This window comes from uncultured Gelidibacter sp. (assembly GCF_947500795.1).
In the GTDB taxonomy this organism is placed as follows: Bacteria; Bacteroidota; Bacteroidia; order Flavobacteriales; family Flavobacteriaceae; genus Gelidibacter.
This window is the reverse complement of record NZ_CANMTE010000008.1, coordinates 1-19,441: the sequence shown is the minus strand read 5'-3', so window position 1 is coordinate 19,441 and position 19,441 is coordinate 1. Positions and strand designations below refer to the sequence as shown.

The 19,441-nt window shown below is 34.7% G+C and carries 21 protein-coding genes; 5 read left to right on the top strand and 16 right to left on the bottom strand.

From position 1 onward, the window contains the following. Positions 1-304: 304 nt before the first annotated feature. The 3 genes from Q0947_RS14275 to Q0947_RS14265 all read right to left on the bottom strand — a co-directional run bounded on the left by Q0947_RS14275 (position 305) and on the right by Q0947_RS14265 (position 3,732). Positions 305-934: an intradiol ring-cleavage dioxygenase gene (locus Q0947_RS14275; RefSeq protein WP_299399167.1), complete on the bottom strand. Its 630-nt coding sequence runs from the start codon at positions 932-934 to the stop codon at positions 305-307. 254 nt (positions 935-1,188) lie between these two features. Beyond that, complete coding sequence (gene tyrS / locus Q0947_RS14270) at positions 1,189-2,397, bottom strand: tyrosine--tRNA ligase (RefSeq protein WP_299399166.1); 1,209 nt, start codon at positions 2,395-2,397, stop codon at positions 1,189-1,191. A 399-nt stretch (positions 2,398-2,796) separates the two neighbouring features. Continuing rightward, positions 2,797-3,732, bottom strand: a complete 936-nt coding sequence (locus tag Q0947_RS14265) for an alpha/beta hydrolase (protein WP_299399165.1) — start codon at positions 3,730-3,732, stop codon at positions 2,797-2,799. 224 nt (positions 3,733-3,956) lie between these two features. Between Q0947_RS14265 and Q0947_RS14260 the strand changes: the two genes are divergently transcribed. Then, the gene (locus tag Q0947_RS14260; RefSeq protein ID WP_299399149.1) at positions 3,957-4,160 is read left to right on the top strand and encodes a hypothetical protein; all 204 of its coding nucleotides are present in this window, start codon (positions 3,957-3,959) and stop codon (positions 4,158-4,160) included. Positions 4,161-4,350: 190 nt separating this feature from the next. Here Q0947_RS14260 and Q0947_RS14255 read toward each other — a convergent pair whose 3' ends face one another. From Q0947_RS14255 to Q0947_RS14200, 12 genes are all read right to left on the bottom strand, one after another. Then, the gene (locus Q0947_RS14255; protein WP_299399147.1) at positions 4,351-4,830 is read right to left on the bottom strand and encodes a hypothetical protein; all 480 of its coding nucleotides are present in this window, start codon (positions 4,828-4,830) and stop codon (positions 4,351-4,353) included. Positions 4,831-4,956: 126 nt separating this feature from the next. Further along, positions 4,957-6,084, bottom strand: a complete 1,128-nt coding sequence (locus tag Q0947_RS14250) for a serine hydrolase domain-containing protein (protein ID WP_299399144.1) — start codon at positions 6,082-6,084, stop codon at positions 4,957-4,959. A gap of 90 nt (positions 6,085-6,174) precedes the next feature. Continuing rightward, positions 6,175-7,650, bottom strand: coding sequence for a polysaccharide deacetylase family protein (locus Q0947_RS14245; RefSeq protein WP_299399141.1), 1,476 nt, complete (start codon positions 7,648-7,650; stop codon positions 6,175-6,177). Between the two features lie 254 nt (positions 7,651-7,904). Beyond that, positions 7,905-8,279, bottom strand: coding sequence for a GreA/GreB family elongation factor (locus Q0947_RS14240; protein WP_299399138.1), 375 nt, complete (start codon positions 8,277-8,279; stop codon positions 7,905-7,907). A 406-nt stretch (positions 8,280-8,685) separates the two neighbouring features. Then, the gene (locus tag Q0947_RS14235) at positions 8,686-8,976 is read right to left on the bottom strand and encodes a type II toxin-antitoxin system RelE/ParE family toxin (protein WP_299399135.1); all 291 of its coding nucleotides are present in this window, start codon (positions 8,974-8,976) and stop codon (positions 8,686-8,688) included. Between the two features lie 5 nt (positions 8,977-8,981). After that, a complete protein-coding gene (locus Q0947_RS14230; protein ID WP_299399131.1) occupies positions 8,982-9,215 on the bottom strand; it encodes a hypothetical protein in 234 nt (77 codons plus the stop codon). Positions 9,216-9,492: 277 nt separating this feature from the next. After that, the gene (locus Q0947_RS14225) at positions 9,493-10,047 is read right to left on the bottom strand and encodes a DUF6705 family protein (RefSeq protein ID WP_299399128.1); all 555 of its coding nucleotides are present in this window, start codon (positions 10,045-10,047) and stop codon (positions 9,493-9,495) included. Positions 10,048-10,186: 139 nt separating this feature from the next. Next, the gene (locus Q0947_RS14220; RefSeq protein ID WP_299399125.1) at positions 10,187-11,419 is read right to left on the bottom strand and encodes a hypothetical protein; all 1,233 of its coding nucleotides are present in this window, start codon (positions 11,417-11,419) and stop codon (positions 10,187-10,189) included. Positions 11,420-11,533: 114 nt separating this feature from the next. Then, positions 11,534-12,223, bottom strand: coding sequence for a hypothetical protein (locus Q0947_RS14215; protein WP_299399122.1), 690 nt, complete (start codon positions 12,221-12,223; stop codon positions 11,534-11,536). Positions 12,224-12,451: 228 nt separating this feature from the next. Beyond that, positions 12,452-13,720, bottom strand: a complete 1,269-nt coding sequence (locus tag Q0947_RS14210) for an APC family permease (protein ID WP_299399120.1) — start codon at positions 13,718-13,720, stop codon at positions 12,452-12,454. A gap of 171 nt (positions 13,721-13,891) precedes the next feature. Beyond that, on the bottom strand, positions 13,892-14,377 hold the full coding sequence (locus tag Q0947_RS14205) for a hypothetical protein (RefSeq protein WP_299399119.1): 486 nt from the start codon (positions 14,375-14,377) through the stop codon (positions 13,892-13,894). Positions 14,378-14,479: 102 nt separating this feature from the next. Further along, positions 14,480-15,229, bottom strand: coding sequence for an AAA family ATPase (locus Q0947_RS14200; RefSeq protein WP_299399118.1), 750 nt, complete (start codon positions 15,227-15,229; stop codon positions 14,480-14,482). 213 nt (positions 15,230-15,442) lie between these two features. Between Q0947_RS14200 and Q0947_RS14195 the strand changes: the two genes are divergently transcribed. Next, a complete protein-coding gene (locus tag Q0947_RS14195; protein ID WP_299399116.1) occupies positions 15,443-16,498 on the top strand; it encodes an IS110 family transposase in 1,056 nt (351 codons plus the stop codon). Positions 16,499-16,833: 335 nt separating this feature from the next. Here Q0947_RS14195 and Q0947_RS14190 read toward each other — a convergent pair whose 3' ends face one another. Then, the gene (locus tag Q0947_RS14190; RefSeq protein WP_299399114.1) at positions 16,834-17,250 is read right to left on the bottom strand and encodes a hypothetical protein; all 417 of its coding nucleotides are present in this window, start codon (positions 17,248-17,250) and stop codon (positions 16,834-16,836) included. Between the two features lie 688 nt (positions 17,251-17,938). Here Q0947_RS14190 and Q0947_RS14185 point away from each other — a divergent pair. The 3 genes from Q0947_RS14185 to Q0947_RS14175 all read left to right on the top strand — a co-directional run bounded on the left by Q0947_RS14185 (position 17,939) and on the right by Q0947_RS14175 (position 19,343). Beyond that, positions 17,939-18,289 (top strand): VOC family protein, encoded by a 351-nt coding sequence (locus Q0947_RS14185; RefSeq protein WP_299399112.1) that lies wholly within the window; start codon positions 17,939-17,941, stop codon positions 18,287-18,289. 182 nt (positions 18,290-18,471) lie between these two features. Continuing rightward, entirely contained in the window at positions 18,472-18,846 is a 375-nt protein-coding gene (locus Q0947_RS14180) for a hypothetical protein (RefSeq protein WP_299399109.1), read from the top strand. A gap of 32 nt (positions 18,847-18,878) precedes the next feature. After that, positions 18,879-19,343 (top strand): hypothetical protein, encoded by a 465-nt coding sequence (locus tag Q0947_RS14175; protein WP_299399106.1) that lies wholly within the window; start codon positions 18,879-18,881, stop codon positions 19,341-19,343. Positions 19,344-19,441: the final 98 nt, after the last annotated feature.

Genomic DNA, 19,441 nt, shown 5'->3' with positions numbered 1-19,441 from the left:
ATAACGTTTAAAAAATATACTTATTGTTTGTGTGTTAATTGTTAATCAGTGTGTTATGGTTAGTTTGCTTTAATTGCTTTTGGTTTCATTATTTAGTCTGTTTGTAAGATTGTCTGCAAATCGATGTCCTTATCGACTAAAGTTTTATCCATCAAATTTCCTTGATAAGCAACATGCCATTGGAAGCGCTCAATCTTGAATTTTGCGGTAAACAGATGAGGTTACAGTTGCTTGTTCAGCATTGGAGTTGTGCTTGCCAGTGCAAGAGGTTAGAAGGAGAGTTGCTATAAGGAAAACAAATCTGTTACTCATAGTTTGGAATGTTTAGGCCTAAAATAATATCCCGATGGGCAGTCAGGAGATTGTCTTCCAATTGGAGTTTTACAATTCCGGAACCACCGCGCTGTTGTAGTTCGGCTCGTTCCTTATGTGTTAACATGGGGTCATCGTCAAAGACAAATGCATCTATATAATATTCGTTTTTTTCAGGTTCTTTTATGGTTATGTGGATGTGCTCGGGCTCAATGCCACTCGGGTAAGCCGCTGGCCTAAAGGTGTAAAACGTATAGTGCCCGGTACGGTCGGTTTTAATCCAACCCCGGATGAATCCATGTCGTTTCGCCCAACCGCTTTCATTGCCTTTGGTAGGGTAAAGTCCACTTCTGTTCGTGTGATAGATGTAAAGAATAACATCTTTGGCTGGTGTTTTTCCGTCTTTTTGGAATACGGTTCCGGTCAGCTTTATTTTTGGCTTGACGTACTTAAAATCGGGAAGTGTATCAATGGAAGATAATTTCTGGTTTCCATATTCATAAATAGCTTCACAGCCTTCACACGGTCCGCCAACGGGTTTGTCAGATGCTGATTTTTTAGATTGAGATTGGCAGGAGGTAACACCTATCAATAAAATTAAGAAATGAAGTGCTACTCTCATTGTGGTTTATATTGAAAGTAAGATAGTTGTGTAAGACTAGGAGCGTCTGTGTAGTCATATAAGATAGGAAATTATAAATTGAATAGAAAATGTGAGAAGGTTTTTATGTATAACCTTCGGCAATTGTTTAGGGACAATTTGGTTATCCGCTGAATAGAAAAGTGAATATGAATATAATAGTAGATCTAAAATCAAACACCCAACTAACTGCTGTAGTTGGGTTGTTTGATAGAGGAAGATGTTAGCGGTAGCTTTTATTCTTGTAATTCGAAAAAGTCCCGTTTTCCAATCTTTATTTTTGCGCCTTTTTTTAGTCCGATTTCCGCAAGAGGTTCTTGGATCTTTTCATTATTAATTTGAACGGCACCACTTTCAATAAGTCTTCTAATAGCCGATTTGGTTTGTCCTTTTTTCAGTTGCACACACAAGTCCACCAAATTGATCGTTTCACTGTCATGTTGAATATCTGCAAGCGAAACTGGTTCGAAGCTTTTTTCTTCAAACTTTTTGCTTTGAAATTGGTTGCTAAAGAATGCTTCAGCGTTTTCGGCGTCATCAGCATTATGGTATTGTGTAATGATATTTTTGGCAATCAATTTTTTGATGTTCATTGGGTTTTCGCCATTTTCCAAGCTCACTTTTATAGCTTCTTTTTCTGACATTGAAAAATCAGTCGCCAAATGCAAAAATTCTTCAATTAAGCTGTCAGGCATAGACATTGTTTTTCCAAACATGTCATTCGGTGCGTCGGTCAACCCAATAATATTGTTTAGAGACTTACTCATTTTTTCCTTTCCATCAAGTCCCTTCAATAAAGGCATACATAAGACGACCTGAGGGTCCATTTCAAATGTTTCTTGTAATTGTCGGCCCATAGTACAGTTGAAGAGCTGATCGGTTCCGCCCATTTCTATATCTGCCTTTATTTCAACCGAATCAAAACCTTGAAGAATGGGGTACACCAACTCGTGCATTGCAATAGGGGTGTTTTCTGTAAAGCGCTTGTTAAAATCCTTTCGGTGCATCAATTGCGCTACGGTCACCTTTGATAAAATCTGAATGACTTCAGTAAACGACAGTTTATCCAACCATTCAGAGTTGAAAACGATTTTCACTTTGTTAATGTCTATAATTTTAGACAATTGATTGATGTACGTTTGTGCGTTCTCTTTAACCTCCGCTGCCGTCAAAGGTTTTCTGCTCTTATTTTTCCCGGTAGGATCTCCAATTTGCGCGGTAAAATCGCCGACCAATATTACGATTTGATGCCCTAAATCCTGAAACTGCTTGAGTTTTTTTAATACCACAGCATGACCCAAATGTAAATCTGGTGCCGTAGGATCAAAGCCCAACTTAATATTTAGTTTGCGGTTCTCTTTTTTTGCTTGATCTAACTTTACTTCCAATCCATTTTCAGGAAGGATGATCTCTACATGTTCTTTTAATTTGCTTAGTGTTTCCATTTTTTTTGAATAAAAAAAGCCCGAGCTAGATGCTCGGGCTTTAGGTTATAAATAGTTATTTATCAGATTATCTTATCAGATTTCATTTGAAATATACATATAGCCATACCGAGCATCTCCTATTTGATAATAATAAGTGCTGAAAAATGGTAGGCGTAATATGTTGTTTAATCTTTTCATTTGAAGATGCAAAAGTAGTTCATAATGTACTGATTTGCATTTTTATTAGGCTGACTTTGTTTTAGAGTGTTTCAAAAGCATTTAAATTCAGGTGTAGTGAGAGGAACGATTTTTTTAGTTATTGAGTTTCGTTTCCATCGTAATTCTGAGGTTTAAATGGATTTTTGGTGCCATTGTGGGTTAACTAAACTCTTAATGCTCTTTATATACTGAGTATGATTATAAATTTTTAGAATCGAGATTCCCTAGCCAAGTAAACAGCTTGTTAAAGGCATCTTCTCTGACTGCTTTAGGCGATAAAAAGACATCATGCACGGCATTGTCAATTTGCATTAGCGTCACTTTGTTGCCCAACGTTTTTCCTACTCGCTTTATGTCTTCAACATTTAAAACAATATCATGGGACATGGCCTCTTTTGAATATTTTGATAGTTTAACTGACCCCGAAGAATGCATGATTAAAACAGGGACTGAAATGTTTGAGTGCGCTAAACTTTTTTGAGCTCTGGCTATTGCAGCTACCCATTTGAAATACGTGGGGAATCCTTCTATAGGTTTCCAAGCTAAGTTAAAGTCCCATTCGCCAAAATAATCTTTATGGATACTCTCTGCGTAAACTGGTGAAAGCGCGCCTTCTATCTTTGCGTAGTTGGAGACTTTTGCAATACTTTTTGCAGCAAAAATACTTAGTGCTCTATCAAGTTTCGATTTATAGAAATCTAAAAACGGAGAGTTTAAGATTAAGCCTTCAACGAGAGCTCTTTCCTTGCCGGAATTCATATAGCAGCTTGCCGTTAATCCGCCGGTGGAATGCGCTAATAAATAGACTGATGTGCTTTCTTTTTTAATTTGCCGAATGGCGATAGAAATTTCCTCAAAATACTCTTCAATAGTTTTGCAATAATTAGGATGCTGGTGTGGCATAAGCGATCGGCCATGTTTACGAAGATCGAGCGCATAAAAATCATAATTAGCCTGATTGCAGCGCTTGCCTAAATGCGGATGGAAGAAATAATCGACATAACCATGAAGGTATAGAATGCTTTTTCTATTGCCAGTATTAGCGTTAGAAGCGATAAGAACAGCAGTGACGTCCCCTTCATAATCGGCTTTAAGCTTTAGTATCTGGCTGGTATAATCGTCTTTTAAATTCATATGAAATGGTCAAAAGTTTTAAGGTAATTGTTCCTTCGTGGATTTTTCTATGCTACGGATATTGCTATGGTTTTTTTAATTCCGATAAAGGTTAAAATAGCGCCATCATTAGTGCATCAATTTTTAGAAATGAAAATACAATCTTAATTTGATTTTTCAGGTCTTAAACTATTTATTGTAAGTATATTTTTGTTATCTTTTCCTACAAACTAAACTAAATTATAATGAATAAAACAGTCACAACAATTTTAATGGTTGCAGGAATTGCGCTATTAATTTATGGTATTTATACGATGGTTGCTCCAGAAGCCTCCATAAGTGTTGGACCTCTAAATGTTGAAGCGCAAGACAATACCAATGCTTACATTACAATCGGACTAGGAATAGCCGCTTTAGTGGCAAGCTTTTTAGGAGGTAAAAAAGCATAAGGGGTATTTGACTAACCTGAATTTTATTCTGGACGGTCAATGTTATGGCGATCGTTTTATGAATAAATTACGAGCTAAGGTTTTCCAAGGATAAACGGCTTTGAATAAAAAGCCGTAATTGGAGAATTCAGATGGGTTTGGCCAATAGGAGGTAGCCAGTTGTGGCTTTCCCAGTTAAGGTGTCCTGTTTCTATTTGTTCAGTTGTTTAACTATCTGCTCGGTTAAATTATTGTCTTTTTCTTCAAGAAAAATGATAGTAGGACCATAAACATTGTTTATCGCAAGAAGTCCATATTCTAAATTATACAAAATTGGCCCTGTTCCATCCATTATAGGAGTTTCCAAATCATAATAATCAAATTCTAAGTCATTCAGTTTAGGGTTTCGGAATGATGGTCTGTCTGACCTTATAAACTTATCAAATCCAAAAAATAAGGTGTTTGAGTGTGCTATCTTTTGAATAGAGATATGTTTTGTGCTGTCAATTATACTAACATATTTATAATTCAAAGTATCTCCTCTCTTGTGAAATGAGAGGATAAAATTCTCATTTTTAGGCGCTGTACCAAAATCGATAGTCGCTGCTCTTTCCGCTTTCCATTCTGTATTGTATTCAGAACATCCCGAAGAAATAATTAGTATTATTAAGTAATATGTTAGTTGTCTCAAACGTGTTACAATGATGGTGGATAAGATTGATTGTGTAATGAAACGATTAAGTTAACAAATAAATAGCAGATTAGATTATTGTAACTAGGCTAAAATTGCCAATTATTATTGAGGTAATTACCGTGCTTACTGCTGTTTTTCGAGTTCTTTTAAAATATTAAATTCCCAAAACTCAGGAATGGACAAGTTTGATAAAAGAATAATCGTTAAATTCTTGTCTGGACTACGCGTCAGTCTGCTGCTATATCCCGGATGACCACCAGAATGGGTTTGTATCCGTCCAAAGTGATCTGACTCGTACAAAAACCATCCTAGCCCGTAGGAAGTACCCCAGGCATCTGCAAGGTTTCCGTTGTTAAGTTTGGTAGGAGTCATCGCCGTTTCAAGACTTTCCGGGTGAATAATGTGTCCTTCATACAACGCCTTATCCCATTTCAATAGGTCTTCAACTGTACTAACTACTGAACCATCGCCATAAAAGCCTCCCAACCAATAGATAAACGTGTTCTCAGGCGCCTCATAAGCAACTATTTTCTTATTGCTAATGGAATCATACACGTAACCCATGGCGATATCAGAATCATTAATAGTTCGGTAGTCTGTAGAGAATTCCGCTGATGTGTTTTTCATTCCAGCCGGTTTAAAAATACGTTCCTCCATAAACGTTTTAAAGTCGGTTCCGCTTGCTTTCTCAATCAAACTTGCCAACGTACAATAGCCAATTTCACTATATTCCCATTGGCTTCCTGGTGTCCACTGTAGTGGGTATTTGTCAGATTCTAACATTAATAACATTTCCTTGTTGCCATTAATTTTAGTGGTATCAAGATCTTTCCACATCGCATCAATAAAATTCGGAAGTCCAGAAGTATGGGCCATTAAGTGCTGAATTTTTATGTCCTTGAACGGAAAATTTGGAAGATAGTGATATACGTAATCTTCAGTTTTTAATTTTTTATCCTGCTCTAATATCAGGATGCCAAAGGAAGTAAATTGTTTAGATAAGGAAGCGATTTGAAACTTGGTGGCATGATCAAATTGACTTTTCAATTCGTTGTTGGCAAAACCAAGGGATTTGCTGTATATGATGGAATCCTTATATGCAACCAAAGCAACGCCATCAAACTGATTGTTGACGTGTTTTTTGCTTAGATATTGACTCAGTTGAGTAGTGTCAATCTTAAATTCTTGAGCGTAAGTTTGAAAACCAAGTAGTGTCAATAAACACGCTAAAATCAAATAAGGCTTTCCCATAGTGAGAGTTAAATTGTTACCAAGGTGTATGTGGTTGCATTTCTATTAATCTATACAGACGAATAAAATGGCGAGTGAACCAGTTGTTATCTATTTGTGCCTGCTATTGTAAACCTTTCCATTGGCGAGCGGTTGCTCTGAAAATAGATTGTCAATGGTTACCAAATGATAGCCTTTCGCTTTTAAACTTTTAATGACTGCAGGCATAGCTTCTACGGTCGATTTGTGAATGTCATGCGCCAATACTATTCCATTTGTTTTAGCGTCGCTCATGCGTTGTGCAACAATTTCAGGGTTGCGATCCTTCCAATCTAAAGGGTCTAAATTCCATAAAATAATCGGCATGCCCGCTTTGTTTTTTACAATCTCGTTAAATGAACCATAAGGCGGTCGCATAACGTGTACATCGGCGCCTGTAATTTCTGAAATGGCCTCATTCGTGTTTTGTATTTGATTCAGGATGTCCGGTTCAGAGAGTTTTTTTAAATCCTTATGATCCCAACTGTGATTTCCAATTTGATGGCCTTCTTTATAGGCTCTTAATAGTGTGTTCTTTTGAATTTTTGCTGATTTTCCCAATACAAAAAACGTAGCTTTAACACCGTGTTCTTTTAAAATGTCTAAAAGTTGGGAGGTATGTTTGGCAGGACCATCATCAAACGTAATGGCAACGCAAGGCTCTTTGCTACAATCAATGTCAAAAACCTTTTGGGAGGTAGTGGTGTCCTTTATGATGGGCGTTGCGATGTCTGTCTCTTCTGCTTTAATATGGAAGACATATTGGTATTTTTTAGCCACCAAATCTTTATAGGTTTCAGGAGCCAATTGCACTTCAATATTCCCATGATCGCCTGAGGCCACTTGATATTTATCGAAATAAATGGTCAGGTTCCCTGAAGCGTCCCAAGAAAATGCATGATAATTTTTATTGGTAGGCTCCGTGCCTTGGGCAATCATTTCCTGAGTGCTTTTCATTAAAGCTGTTCTGTCACTATCGGTAAGACCTTCCATCGCATTTATTTTTTCGGTTAAAATATCGGTGGTCTTTGATTTGACAATGTTGGCCAGTTTATCAAAGTTTTCCTGTGGATAAAACAAATTGGAAAACTCGAGTCGTTTGTTTTCCTCTAGATCATACAAATGGGTGAAATATTGCGTGTTATAATTGTTGCCATAAGACGTGTAACGCTCTATTAAAAAGGCAAGAATGGAAGGCGTACTTTCAATAATTTCAAAATGTTGTCCAAAATCCAGTCCTGCGACCGCCTTTTCATTGTCATCTTTTATGTTTTTTTGGAATTCTTTTAAGTAGGCTTGAGCAAATGCTTCTTGGTGCGTATTAATAAAATCATAGGCCGTACTGGGATACGAGGTATGAAATCTATTTTTGTCATTTGTGGTTTCTGATCCAACTTGGATGGTGTTAATTTGAATGGCATCCGTTAAATCTTCGGAGCTGGTTTCAATAGCGAATGGGGCAGGTTGTTCCTGTTTTTCTTGTGTGTTCTGGTCTTTGCAACCATAGAACATTAGCGTCAGAAGTGCTATGGATAATACGTGTTTCATCGTTGTCAGATTTATGATATTTAGGCCTTTATTTACCATTTTAGATGGTTTTACAAAGCGTTTTGGTGAAACGATGCATTTTTTTGCGAACATCGCCACGTGTCACTGACAAAGTTAATCATATTTGAATATTCTTTTATGACCATTATTTATAGTCATTTCTGTAGGATACACTACATTAATTGCATTTTAAGGATAAAAAAAAGAGCCTTTGCATTCATACAAAGACTCTTTTTTTTTCTTATTTGTGAGAGTTAAAGGTTTTCAACCCTTAAAATTTCTAATTTTCTTTCCCCATCCTTAAAAGGCCAATTTATGATATCGCCTACTTGTCTACCAATTGTAGCAACGGCAACATCACATAAAATGGATAATTTTCCTTTTTTATTGTTCGTTTTCGTGGTTGAAACAAACATATATTCTTTTTCTTTATTTTCCGTATGATCTTTAATTTTCACACGTCGGTTTACCGTTACGACATCCTCTGGTAATTCACGCCTAAGTACTTGTTGGGCGTTCTTTAATTCTAGAAGTAATAGTTCCTCTTCTTGCTTGGTTACTTTCTTTTTACGAACGTGTTCTTTAATCATATCGTAAATTCCTGTTGTTACAATTATATTTTCTGACATCATATATTTTTTTGAACTTCCTTCTTAATACTACATAGTTGCGACTCAATCATTCAAAATAGTGCGCAGTATATGGAGCTCCAGTTTTTGAATGCTAATAATAGTAGTAAGAAGAAATAAGATTAAACTTTGAGTATAAAATAGAGTGGCCCTGTTATGAGTCGTAACAGGGATTAATCAATAAACTCTTTTGAGTTTTTCAAAAAAATATCGTCATGTAAGTAAGATAATGACAGTGCAAACCCTAATGGGTTTTTCTTAGTATGTAGAAAGTAAACTGCTGCCATTTGTATTAAAAATTAACGAGTTACAAAGTTAACCATTATATTTCATATTAACAATGTTATAGTCGCTAAGGTGAGGATAAGCCCAGCCATGGCTTATTTAACATGTTTGCAAAAGACTTTTATTTTATGCGTTTAATTTTTGGTGGGTTTTGTCTAGTATCAAAAACGTCTGAGATTTTTATAAATCCATTTTCATCGTCCACAGAATAAATCAGTTTATAGCTTTTAAATAGTAAATATCTATATTCAATTTTTCTATGTTTAAGTAGCTCTTCTTCTTGACCTATTAATGGTGCATTAATGATTCCATTAAGAAGCGTTTTAGCTATTTTAGGATTTGTCTTCTGTAAATAGTACTCGTAAATTTCGTCAAGTTGTGTTTCAGCAAATTCCGACCAAATAATCTTCAAAGCCTTTATTTGTACTTTGCTAAAAGATCCGAACTACTTTTGAATCGTTTGTTTCTGAAATCAGACTCGGACTTGTCAATTCTATTATTTAGTTCGTCTTCAGTCATTGGTTCATATGTCCGGCTGTCTAAAGTATTCTTTTCTTTCTTTAAAATTTTTTCAAGACGTGAAATAGCTTCTTCACTTTGAAGTTTTAAAAATTCTTGTACAAATTGTATTTTTCGAGCTTCTAAATTCATTCTGTTCAGCTTTTTATCAAAGATACAAAATTAGCAGTTTAAATCCTTGTTTTCTGCAGTTGGCGAATTTCACAGCCTGGTGCTAACGGTTGTTGTAAGTAAAGTAGGGCGGTTGTATACTATGATTTACGGAATAAGCTAAAGTCGAATTTATATCCACAGTCATTGGTGTCAACTTATCCGATACTATTTAATGTTTTCATTTCGATATTTCCATCATTTCTAAGCAGATATGGAATGATGGCATTAACTTTATAAAATCTTTAAGGATATGACTTTATTGCTTGGTTAAATCAATCCAGTCAGTAGGTAAAATTTGTCCTGCATAACCTGTGGTACATTCAGAGTAAATTTCACCATATGGCTCAAGGAACAGTTTCATCTTGACATTATTAACATCGTAAACAGAAATAAAAACAGTACCATTTTGTCCACATTTTCCATTTAAACCAAGATAACTTAAGACGTAACTCCCCGATTTTGCCAAGTAGCTACCTCTAATAATGTATTTATCACCATTTGGTAAGTTTAAGGTATTGGCCAGTACTGTACCTGAGTTATTGGTGATTTTATAGCGAATTAATAATTTATCATGTTTGTATTTTAAAGTTGTATTTTCAAAGGTAGTTTTGACAACTACAAACTCATAGTTTTGATTATTATAAGTTCCTTTCCATGTCCCAACATATTTCCCCAAAATATTATTTACGTCCTTTAGGTAAGCCCCATCAGGAAGTTCGGTGGGGTAGTCCTCAAAATCTTCAAGTGTTATAATTTGTGCTTTGCAACTTAATATCAGTAGAATTATTGATATGTAGACGATTTTTTTCAAATGTGTGGCAACGTTACGTGTATGGGCAGAGGCGTGTTTCAGCAGCTAATTTAGTAAACAAAAACTAACGCGAGAAAATTCCGAAGGAATTTTAGAATAGACGAGAATAAGCAATTACATATAGGCATTGTAAGAATTGTTATTCTTCAATATATTTCCATAAATCTCCAAATAACCAAATGTGCTTAGGTGTAATTAAAGGCAACTTGTTATTATACGAATATGGGGGAGTCCAATAATCTATCCAAGAATTGCCACCATCAATCGTCTTATAAAAAACTTCAGGAGTATAATTTAGCATTGCAAATCCAACATCTTCATTGAAAAAATGGAGTTGAGGATAATAGTTGTCAAAGGTTTTAATTTTTGTCCAAGAATTACCTAGGTCCGAAGTTTTATAAATGTCACTATTTACTTGAACATATCCAATATTATCAAAAAATTGTGGTGCCAATGGGTAAAGGTCAAATTCCGAGTATGTAATACTTTGATTATCAATTTTTATGAGGTATGGATCGCCATTAGGAGCAAGAAAGATTAAATCATCACTTACTGCATTAAAATCCGAAAGTTTTATTCTTCCAAAAGGTAACGAACTTAAATTAGGATAATGATTGTAAACATTCTCAAAAGAATTATTGTCAGCGACAAAAATGTTTCCATTTCCATCTTTAAAAAAACCTTTGTTTTGAGAAGTAAATTGTATTTTTCTTATATCACTACCATCTAATATCTTATTTGACAAATCATTAATATGATATTTCAAGGATAAATTTTTCCCGCCATCTAAAGTGGAATAAATGTTTCTGCCAGATTCTTCCATAACAGCAATCCATCCGATGTTTTCATTTAAAAAGAAAAAACTGCTAATATTTTTATTGGAAAATTCAACTAAAATTTCCCATTTATAAAAACCATCTATAGATTTGTATATTTTATTGCCATCATTTATGAATGCTATTTTTTCTGTTAAAACCTGTGACTGTCTCACGGTAATGTCATTCTGTATTTGGATAAAACCAACTAAGTTCAGTTTGTATTTTTTATCGATATCTGGTATTAAAATTGATATATCCTCACGTACCAGTTTTGGTACTTTATAAGTTATTTTTTCATTGCTTTTTGAAATAAATGAAAAACGCTCAATTTTAACATCATTTTGTTTAAGTAGTCTATCATTATGTATAAGATGGACATAACTTAATTTATCAAGATTAGAACCCGTCATTGTTATAGTATCTCCAATTTTAACTCTTAAGGGAGTAATATTGTCTATGCTAATTTCCGCTTCAGGATTAATAGTATCTTCCGAATTATCACTTGAACAACCGAATATAATTAATAGGAGTAAAATTTTTATAACGTTTTTCATATATAATGTTTTCTAATGTGTTTGTGTATGGTTAGTTCCGTGGGCAACTAATTTAGTAAACAAAAACGAACGCGAGAAAATTCCGAAGGAATTTTCTAAATAAGCATTTGCCCGTTATAAGCAAGTTTTTAATTCGGTTAATTCAATAATCCATTCTCCATATTCCTGCATTGGTTTTAATTCCATCTGACATTTAGTGAGTTTTGTAATTTGATAAATATTTTGCTCTCCAATTTCCTCAACTGCAAATATTAAAAAGAAATTACCTTTTAATTCTTTAACAAACCAATAACCATTTTTGTCAATTTGGCTTTTTAGAAATCGTTTATCATTTTTCCTGTCATATAAAGTGGCATAGAAATGCATGTCGTTTAGAAAGTTTAAACTTAAATATTCATTTATTTTTTTATACTTATTTTGAGTAAGAAATTCAATAATATTGTCTTTATCTATTGTTAATTTATGTTCTAGATTTATAGGTCGAAAAACGTGCATCATATTACGTCCAAAATCAATTTCAATTGAATCTTTTTGGTAAGTTTTGAAGTGAATGTTTAATGTGTCAGAATTCAAGAATATTTTTGATTCTTTAAAATCAATTTTTACACCTATTATTGAGTCAGTTGATATATTTCCAATAGTTTGTTTGTCAAAATCAATAATAATTCCTTCATCTCTTGTAGTGGTAACTTGACCGTCTTCAATAACACGATTATTATATGACATCCAAATTCCACTAACTTCTTGACTCTTGCAAGATGTTATTCCGATGACGATAAATATTATTAGTAACGTTTTTCTCAACTTGATTATAATGTTTAGTATATGGCAAGTAGACCAGTAGAAAGTGTTAAACTTTCAAGTTTGCACTGAGCCAAAGCGTTATATTATGTTTTTATCTTTTTATTATTAAAAGCGCACTGAAGGTCTACGATTTCCTAAATATAAAATAAAAAGTAGTCGTAAATCAACGATTTGGCTTGTGTGTCGGCTTTGAGCGACTTGCCAATGTGTATGGATGCAAGGTAGGGTTTATAATTCTCGTCCGTCATATATTTTATGAAAGAGAAATCTGATCATAAAACCTATTATGAGCAATCCAATACCTGAAATAATGACATTAAATGGCAAAGAAACAGACATAGTCAAGCATCCTATCAAACCACAAATAGGGATTATCCTGCCATAAATTTGTTCTTTTCGAGGCTGTTTAAGTGCTGCAATATTTGTAATACTGTAATAGAGCAAAATAGTAAATGTAGCTGCCCTAACAACAAATTCAAAAGTTCCAAAGATGGTGAGGAGCAAGATTATTAGTCCTGTAACAACTATTCCCAAATGTGGCACCCTATAACGATAGTGTATTGTTTGAAAAATTGGCGGCAAATCGTGTCTTCTGCCCATCGCAAGCATCATTCTGCTTATACCCAAAATTTGGCTCAACAAAACGCCCAACATCGCAGTTGAAGCACCTATTGTAATTACGGTATTGATTGCAGGGGTGGTCAATGATTTTGCAACCATCTGTAAAGGCGACTTGCTATCTGCCATATTTTCGGCTCCAATAACACCTATTGCAACTATAGAAACAGCAGCATAAAGAACTATGGAGGTGATAATTGTTATAATAATTGCTTTTGGGATTGTTTTTTTAGGTTCAGCTACTTCTTCAGCAAGCGTTGCAATTCTCGCATAACCCGTAAATGCAAAAAACAATAAAGCAGCAGCTTCTGCAATTCCCGAAATCCCAAAAGGTGCAAATGGCTTAAAATTATCAGGATTAACTTTAGGGACGCCACTAAAAACAAGATATAAGAGTGAAAAAAGAGTTACAGTCACAATCACAAGGTTGAGCATCCCTGCTTTTTTGATACCGAAAAAATTGATGATAGTAAGAAAAACCACTGCAATTATGGAGAGGGTGAGTGGCGAACCTATAGGAACCAATTGATAAAAATAACTACCAAAGCCTATAGCTACAACACCACCAGCAGCCAATTTGCTTATTAAGAACATCCAACCTGCAGAAAAGCCAAAAACAGGACTAATTAATTTGTAACCGTATTCATAGGTTCCGCCTGAATCAGGGTATATTGCTGCCAACTGCGCAGAGCTTAAACCGTTAAAAGCGGCAATAATGCCTGCCACAATAAGCCCTATAAGAAATGCAGGACCTGAAACGCCGGCTGCAATACCTGTAACAACAAAGATGCCTGCGCCGATTATTGCACCCAATCCCACACCCACAGCATCTTTTAATGTAAGTGTTCTTAAAAGTCCTTTATTATTATTGTCGTTCATTGGTTCCTTTTAAAATTAACCAATCCAATGCAAATCTTCCGCTCCCTTTTATGATAAGGAAAAAACTGCCGATCAACATTGCCCCATCTGTTCAGCTGCCGTGCATCATTGCCCAAAATCCCTCTTTGGCTAAAACTAGCAATTTTTTTTATAGGGTGTTGGCAAACGTATTTATATGTTGTGTTTCACAATCTTTGTTGCTGCAATACAGCCTAATTCAAACCAGTTTTTCCCTTCTTTTAAAGGAAATACTATTTCTCCATCAATTCCTTTACCTCTATATCCAACTATACAATCATCTGGAAAGTCTTCTCCAAATTCATTTATAAGTATTTCATCTATGTCTACACCAATTAAATGAATCAAGTTATAAACTGCCCATAAAATTAGGCTACGAGGGTCTTGCTCTGGATAGAAATACTTTAGAAGAGCATATTCCTGAAAAACGGAGCGTGCATCATCAATTTCATTTTCTTCGTAATAGTCTTCATATCTTGATGTGTCTTCAGGCATTTTTGGTAAGTCAAACATAAGGCACAGTTTATCCATCGCTAATTCTGCCTGTGCTTGCTCAGATAGTTCTGAATTTTCGATTTCGTTTATTAGGTCTGAAACTTTTTTGTCAGACTCAATCCAAGTTTGGATAGGGTTTTCCATATGTTTGCCAACGTTTATGTATAACAAAAGAGCACGGACTCTTGATTAGGCACTAAACTAAGCATTATTTTTATAGGGTGTTAGCTGTAGTTTTTAGTTTCACTATTCCTTAAATAGCTCATCAAACATTTTTTTAGGATTAGCAAGAAATGCTTTAGTTACTTGATAATGTTCCGTATTCTCATATTCTATTTGAGAGATTTCTTTATTATTAAATTCATATATTTTAGCATCAGGATATGCTAATAAAATTGGTGAATGAGTTGCTATAATAAATTGAGAAGAATCAGAAATTAAATCCTTCATTCTTCTTAACATTGCGAGTTGTCGAGTTGGAGAAAGAGCTGCTTCGGGCTCATCAAGTAGGTAAATCCCTTTGCCTCCAAACCTATGAATCATTAGAGATAAAAATGACTCGCCATGAGACTGTTCATGAAGAGATAATGAACCATAAGAGTCTATAATTGGAGCCCCTCCACGAGGTTCTTTATCTAAATCTTCAATATTTGTAGCAACGTTAAAATAACTTTCGGCTCTTAAAAAATAACCATCTTTGGGTTTTTTATAGGATTTCGCAAGTCTTAAGTATTCATGAAGATTTGAATGGGAATTACGTGTGCCAAATTGAAAATTCTTTGAACCACCTTCGGCGTTAAAACCTAAAGAAACAGCTATTGCTTCCAGCAATGTTGATTTTCCAGTACCATTTTCACCTACAAAAAATGTAACTTCTTTACCTAGTTTTATAGAATCAAGTTCACGTATTGCAGGAATTGAAAAAGGGTAGCTTTCCATATTTTCAATTTTATCACGTTTTAAGGTTAGGTCTATGATATATGGTAAGTCTTTCATTTTTATATTACAGCTAACGTTGTGAGTTTGGTTAGTTGCGTGGTTAAGCAATTAATTTAGTAAATCCAAACCGAATAGACACGAGCGAAGCGAACTGTGCGTAGCAAAAATCTGCGAGGATTTTCGTAAGTAGGCTAGTATTAGCAATGGATTATAGCATCTATGAAAAAGCAGCGAGTCTCGTATCTTTAAAGTTCACCAAAACAATAAGATATGAAATTAGAACCCACTGCCCAACCAAAGTTATACATTGGCATCGACATTCACAAGCGTAGCTGGAAAGTTCATTGCGCCACCGATCTTTTTGGCGGCAAGTCATTCGCTATGCCCCCAAAGCCTGAAGTGTTATACGAGTATGTAGCCAAACATTTTCCCGACCATCAGGTTACTACAGCTTATGAAGCAGGTTGTTGCGGCTATTACGCCCATCGTAGTTTTGAGGCATACGGCTGGCATTCCCTGGTAGTGAACCCTGCCGACATCCACCGCAAGGGAAAGGAACGTTTTACCAAGACCGATAAAATAGATGCCCAATTGATAAGTAGAGAGCTCAAGGATGGCAGACTTGAGAGTATTCACGTTCCCCATGTGGAGCGGGAGCAATTGCGCAGTCTTTTCAGAAGAAGAAACGATCTGGTTAAGGATTACAGGCGTATCAAGAGCCTTATAAAAATGCAGTTGCTGTATTTTGGCATTGCTATTCCCGAGGAGTTTGATAATGACCATTGGAGCCACAAGTTCCGCGGTTGGGTGGACGAAGTAGTCTTTGCATATCCATCGGCGCGCGAGACACTGGACAGCAGAATGCGGAGCTTCAGGTTCATAGACCAGGAGCTGCGGGATGTCTCCACAAAGATGCGCGCCTATTGCCGCAAGCATTACAAGAAGGATTATTATTTATTGAAAAGTATTCCGGGAATAGGCGGGATTGTGGCCTGCGGCATTATCTGCGAGCTTGGCGATCTGCGACGCTTTAACAGCATAAAACATCTTGCGGGCTATGTTGGTCTGGCACCCGGAATCCACCAAAGTGGGGACAACCAAAAGAGCACAGGCATTACAATGCGCGCCCATAGATTGATGCGAAGTTATTTTATAGAAGCGTCCTGGCAGGCCATCAGGGCAGACCCCATAATGCAGACGTATTACCGCAAGCATTTGGGAAAAAACGTCAAATCAATAATAATCAAGGTGGCCCGTAAATTATTGAGCAGGACCTTGGCTGTCATAAAAACAGAAACCCCTTATGCGATAGGGGTCATAGAATAATAAAATAAACAGATAACAAAGCTCACAAAGAAGTATTAAAAGCCCGTACCACAAAACAACGTAGGTGATCCAAGAGATTGGAATCACATCTTTATAGCAAGTGGCCGGGTTTATTATAGCTTATAATCATACAGATGCCGGTGACCGCGCTTGGACGATGCATCACATATAGGATGCGGAGCAAGTTATATGGTATTGAAATATTGATAATCCTATCGGAATTATCAACATTCCAACACCCCAAAATAATCATTATGAGATAATTAAAATAAAAATATTATTTTTGAAGAACGGGATTAGTGCTTTTCATAGGATACGTTGTTGGCAATAGTTTTTTATTCATTTACTTTAATTCTTGGGTCAATTAATTCAGAGTTTTCAATCATTATTGTTTCGTCTAAATACTCTATAACAACTCTATTCTGTTCAAATTTTTTCATTAAATACTTTGTCAAATTTTCAATTTCAATTTTAAGTACTTTTTCCTCCATTGGAAATTTCGGATAATTTATGAAGTTTAGTTTCAGATGAGGCTCAACTTGTCCGCTTAAAATTATATCACAAACGCTCAACGAAACACTTAAAATTAAATTTTTCTCCTTAATTAACTGGTTTTGATAATTCTGTAAAGATTTAATTATTTCTGACTTTTCTATTAGCTTTTTGGTGTAGCCTATTTCCAGTCCTAAAGTTACTTTGGCAGAAAATGATTTTATAGATACTTTTTCTAAATCTAATTTTTTATTATTCATCGATGTCTCTAATTACTATTTGCCAATAAGCTTCGCTTTTACTACCTGATGTTTCTGTGTAAGTTGTAATTGTGAATACATCAAGTGAGTTTTTGTAAACCTATTCAATTTCTCCATTTTTGATTTCTTTTAAATATGCAAGTTATTTTTCTTTGTTAGAAATCTGTATGCTAATTCTATTATTATCATTTTTGGAAAAAATATAGTAAAGGAATGATTCAGCTTTATTTTGAACTTTAGTTTTAAATCCAAATGTTAGCATTCCCATTTTTATTTTTTTCAGGCGATACAGAATCCAAAAACTCCAAGTTTTTCTCCGTTAAAAATTCTTCAGCTTGAACTATCCCATAGCTATTAATATCTAACAATTCCTTAAAAGTTAAGTTTTGAGAAAAGATTGTACTGCTAATTGAAATAAATAAAATGCTGAATAGAAGTGTTTTTTTTATAATTATTGCCAACGTGATTGTGTATGACTAGTTGCGTGTTTCAGCACCTAATTTAGTAAACAAAAACGAACGCGAGAAAATTCCGAAGGAATTTTCCAAATAAGCACTTGCCGAAGCAATTAATTATGCCCGTTGTTTGCATAAGAGCACGAATTGTTTAATTTCTTGATTATAATCAATTACAGAGTTTGAATTTATCACCACCTTTACTCATAAATTACGAAGTAAATATTCAATATATGCTAACAGAAATAAACCCAAAATTACCAATGCGTGATAAAAACGCAACAAGAGATTATTACATAAATCAATTAGGATTTAAAGAAATAGGCGACTATGAAGGGTATTTAATGGTTCAAAAAGACAAAATAGAAATTCATTTTTTTGAATTTAAAGACCTTAACCCAAAAGAAAATTATGGACAAGTATATATACGAACCAACGACATTGAAAGTTTATATAAATCTTTGCTTGCCAATAAAACAGAAATTCATCCAAACGGGGCATTGAATACCAAACCTTGGGGACAAAAGGAATTTGCATTGCTTGACCCTGACACTAACTTACTGACTTTTGGACAAAGTATTTGAAAATTGAACACGTGGAAAAACAACGAACCGCCAACACCGTGTATAATTAATTGCTTTGGCAAGTGCTTATTTGGCAAATTCCTTTGGAATTTTCTCTGGTTCGTATTTGTTTGCTAAATTAGTTGCTTAACCACGCAACTAACCATACACAACAACGTTGGCAATAATTTAAACCAAAAAACATGAAAACAACATTAATATTATTAGCTGTAATTTTTATCTCAAATGCTTCTTATGCCCAAAGTGAAATCGAAACGTTGGAGAAAATGTACAATATGGTACAAAATGACAGGGAAAAAGAGGCAAAAGCAAAAGAACTCGTATGGAGCTATTATTCTCAAACAAAAGAAAAAGTCAGAAAAGAGTCTGGGAAATTAACACAAGATGAATATGACAGTCTGAATAATTATCAATCTCGCAATTGGAATCAAATAACGAATGCAATCAGAGATAATTTTAGAAACAATTATTCTAAATTTTACTCGCAAAAAAAACAATTTTTGGAAGATTACCGAGAAGATGTTCTTGATAAACTCTATAAATATATTTACAATTAAAAATTCGGTAAACTATAAAACAAAATGTTCTTATGAGAAATATTCTAACCTTTATAATAATATTATTCACAACCCTCAGTTATTCTCAAACATTAGATGAAACCGTTGATTGGATTTCAAGAAATTCTGATGGTAAGGAGCAAATTTTTTACGACAAATACGAAAACAAAGTGCTTTTTAGTGCTGTTAGAACTGCAGGAGGATTAACTTCATTCGTTAACGAAATCAAACCAAATGATGTAAAATCTATAAGTGTAAAATATAGGAATGATGGCTGGCAGTTATTAAGTGTGAATCTAAAAACAGAAGGCGTGAACGTCAAATCTTATACAGAAGATAAAAATTTAGAATTAATTGGAGAAAAAAAATACGTAAGACAATATGCAATTAGCATTTTAATCGAATGTGATAGAAGCACAATTGATAAATTTAAGAAAGCATATATTCATTTCTTTAAACTATTAGATGTTGATGTGAAAGATGGAGATATGTTTTGAGAAATAGCAAAAAACTATTGCCAATAACTAAGTATTCGGCTCGCCGATAGGCCAGAGCTGAATACTGTGTTGACGAATCCGGTTGATTTGCCGCCTTA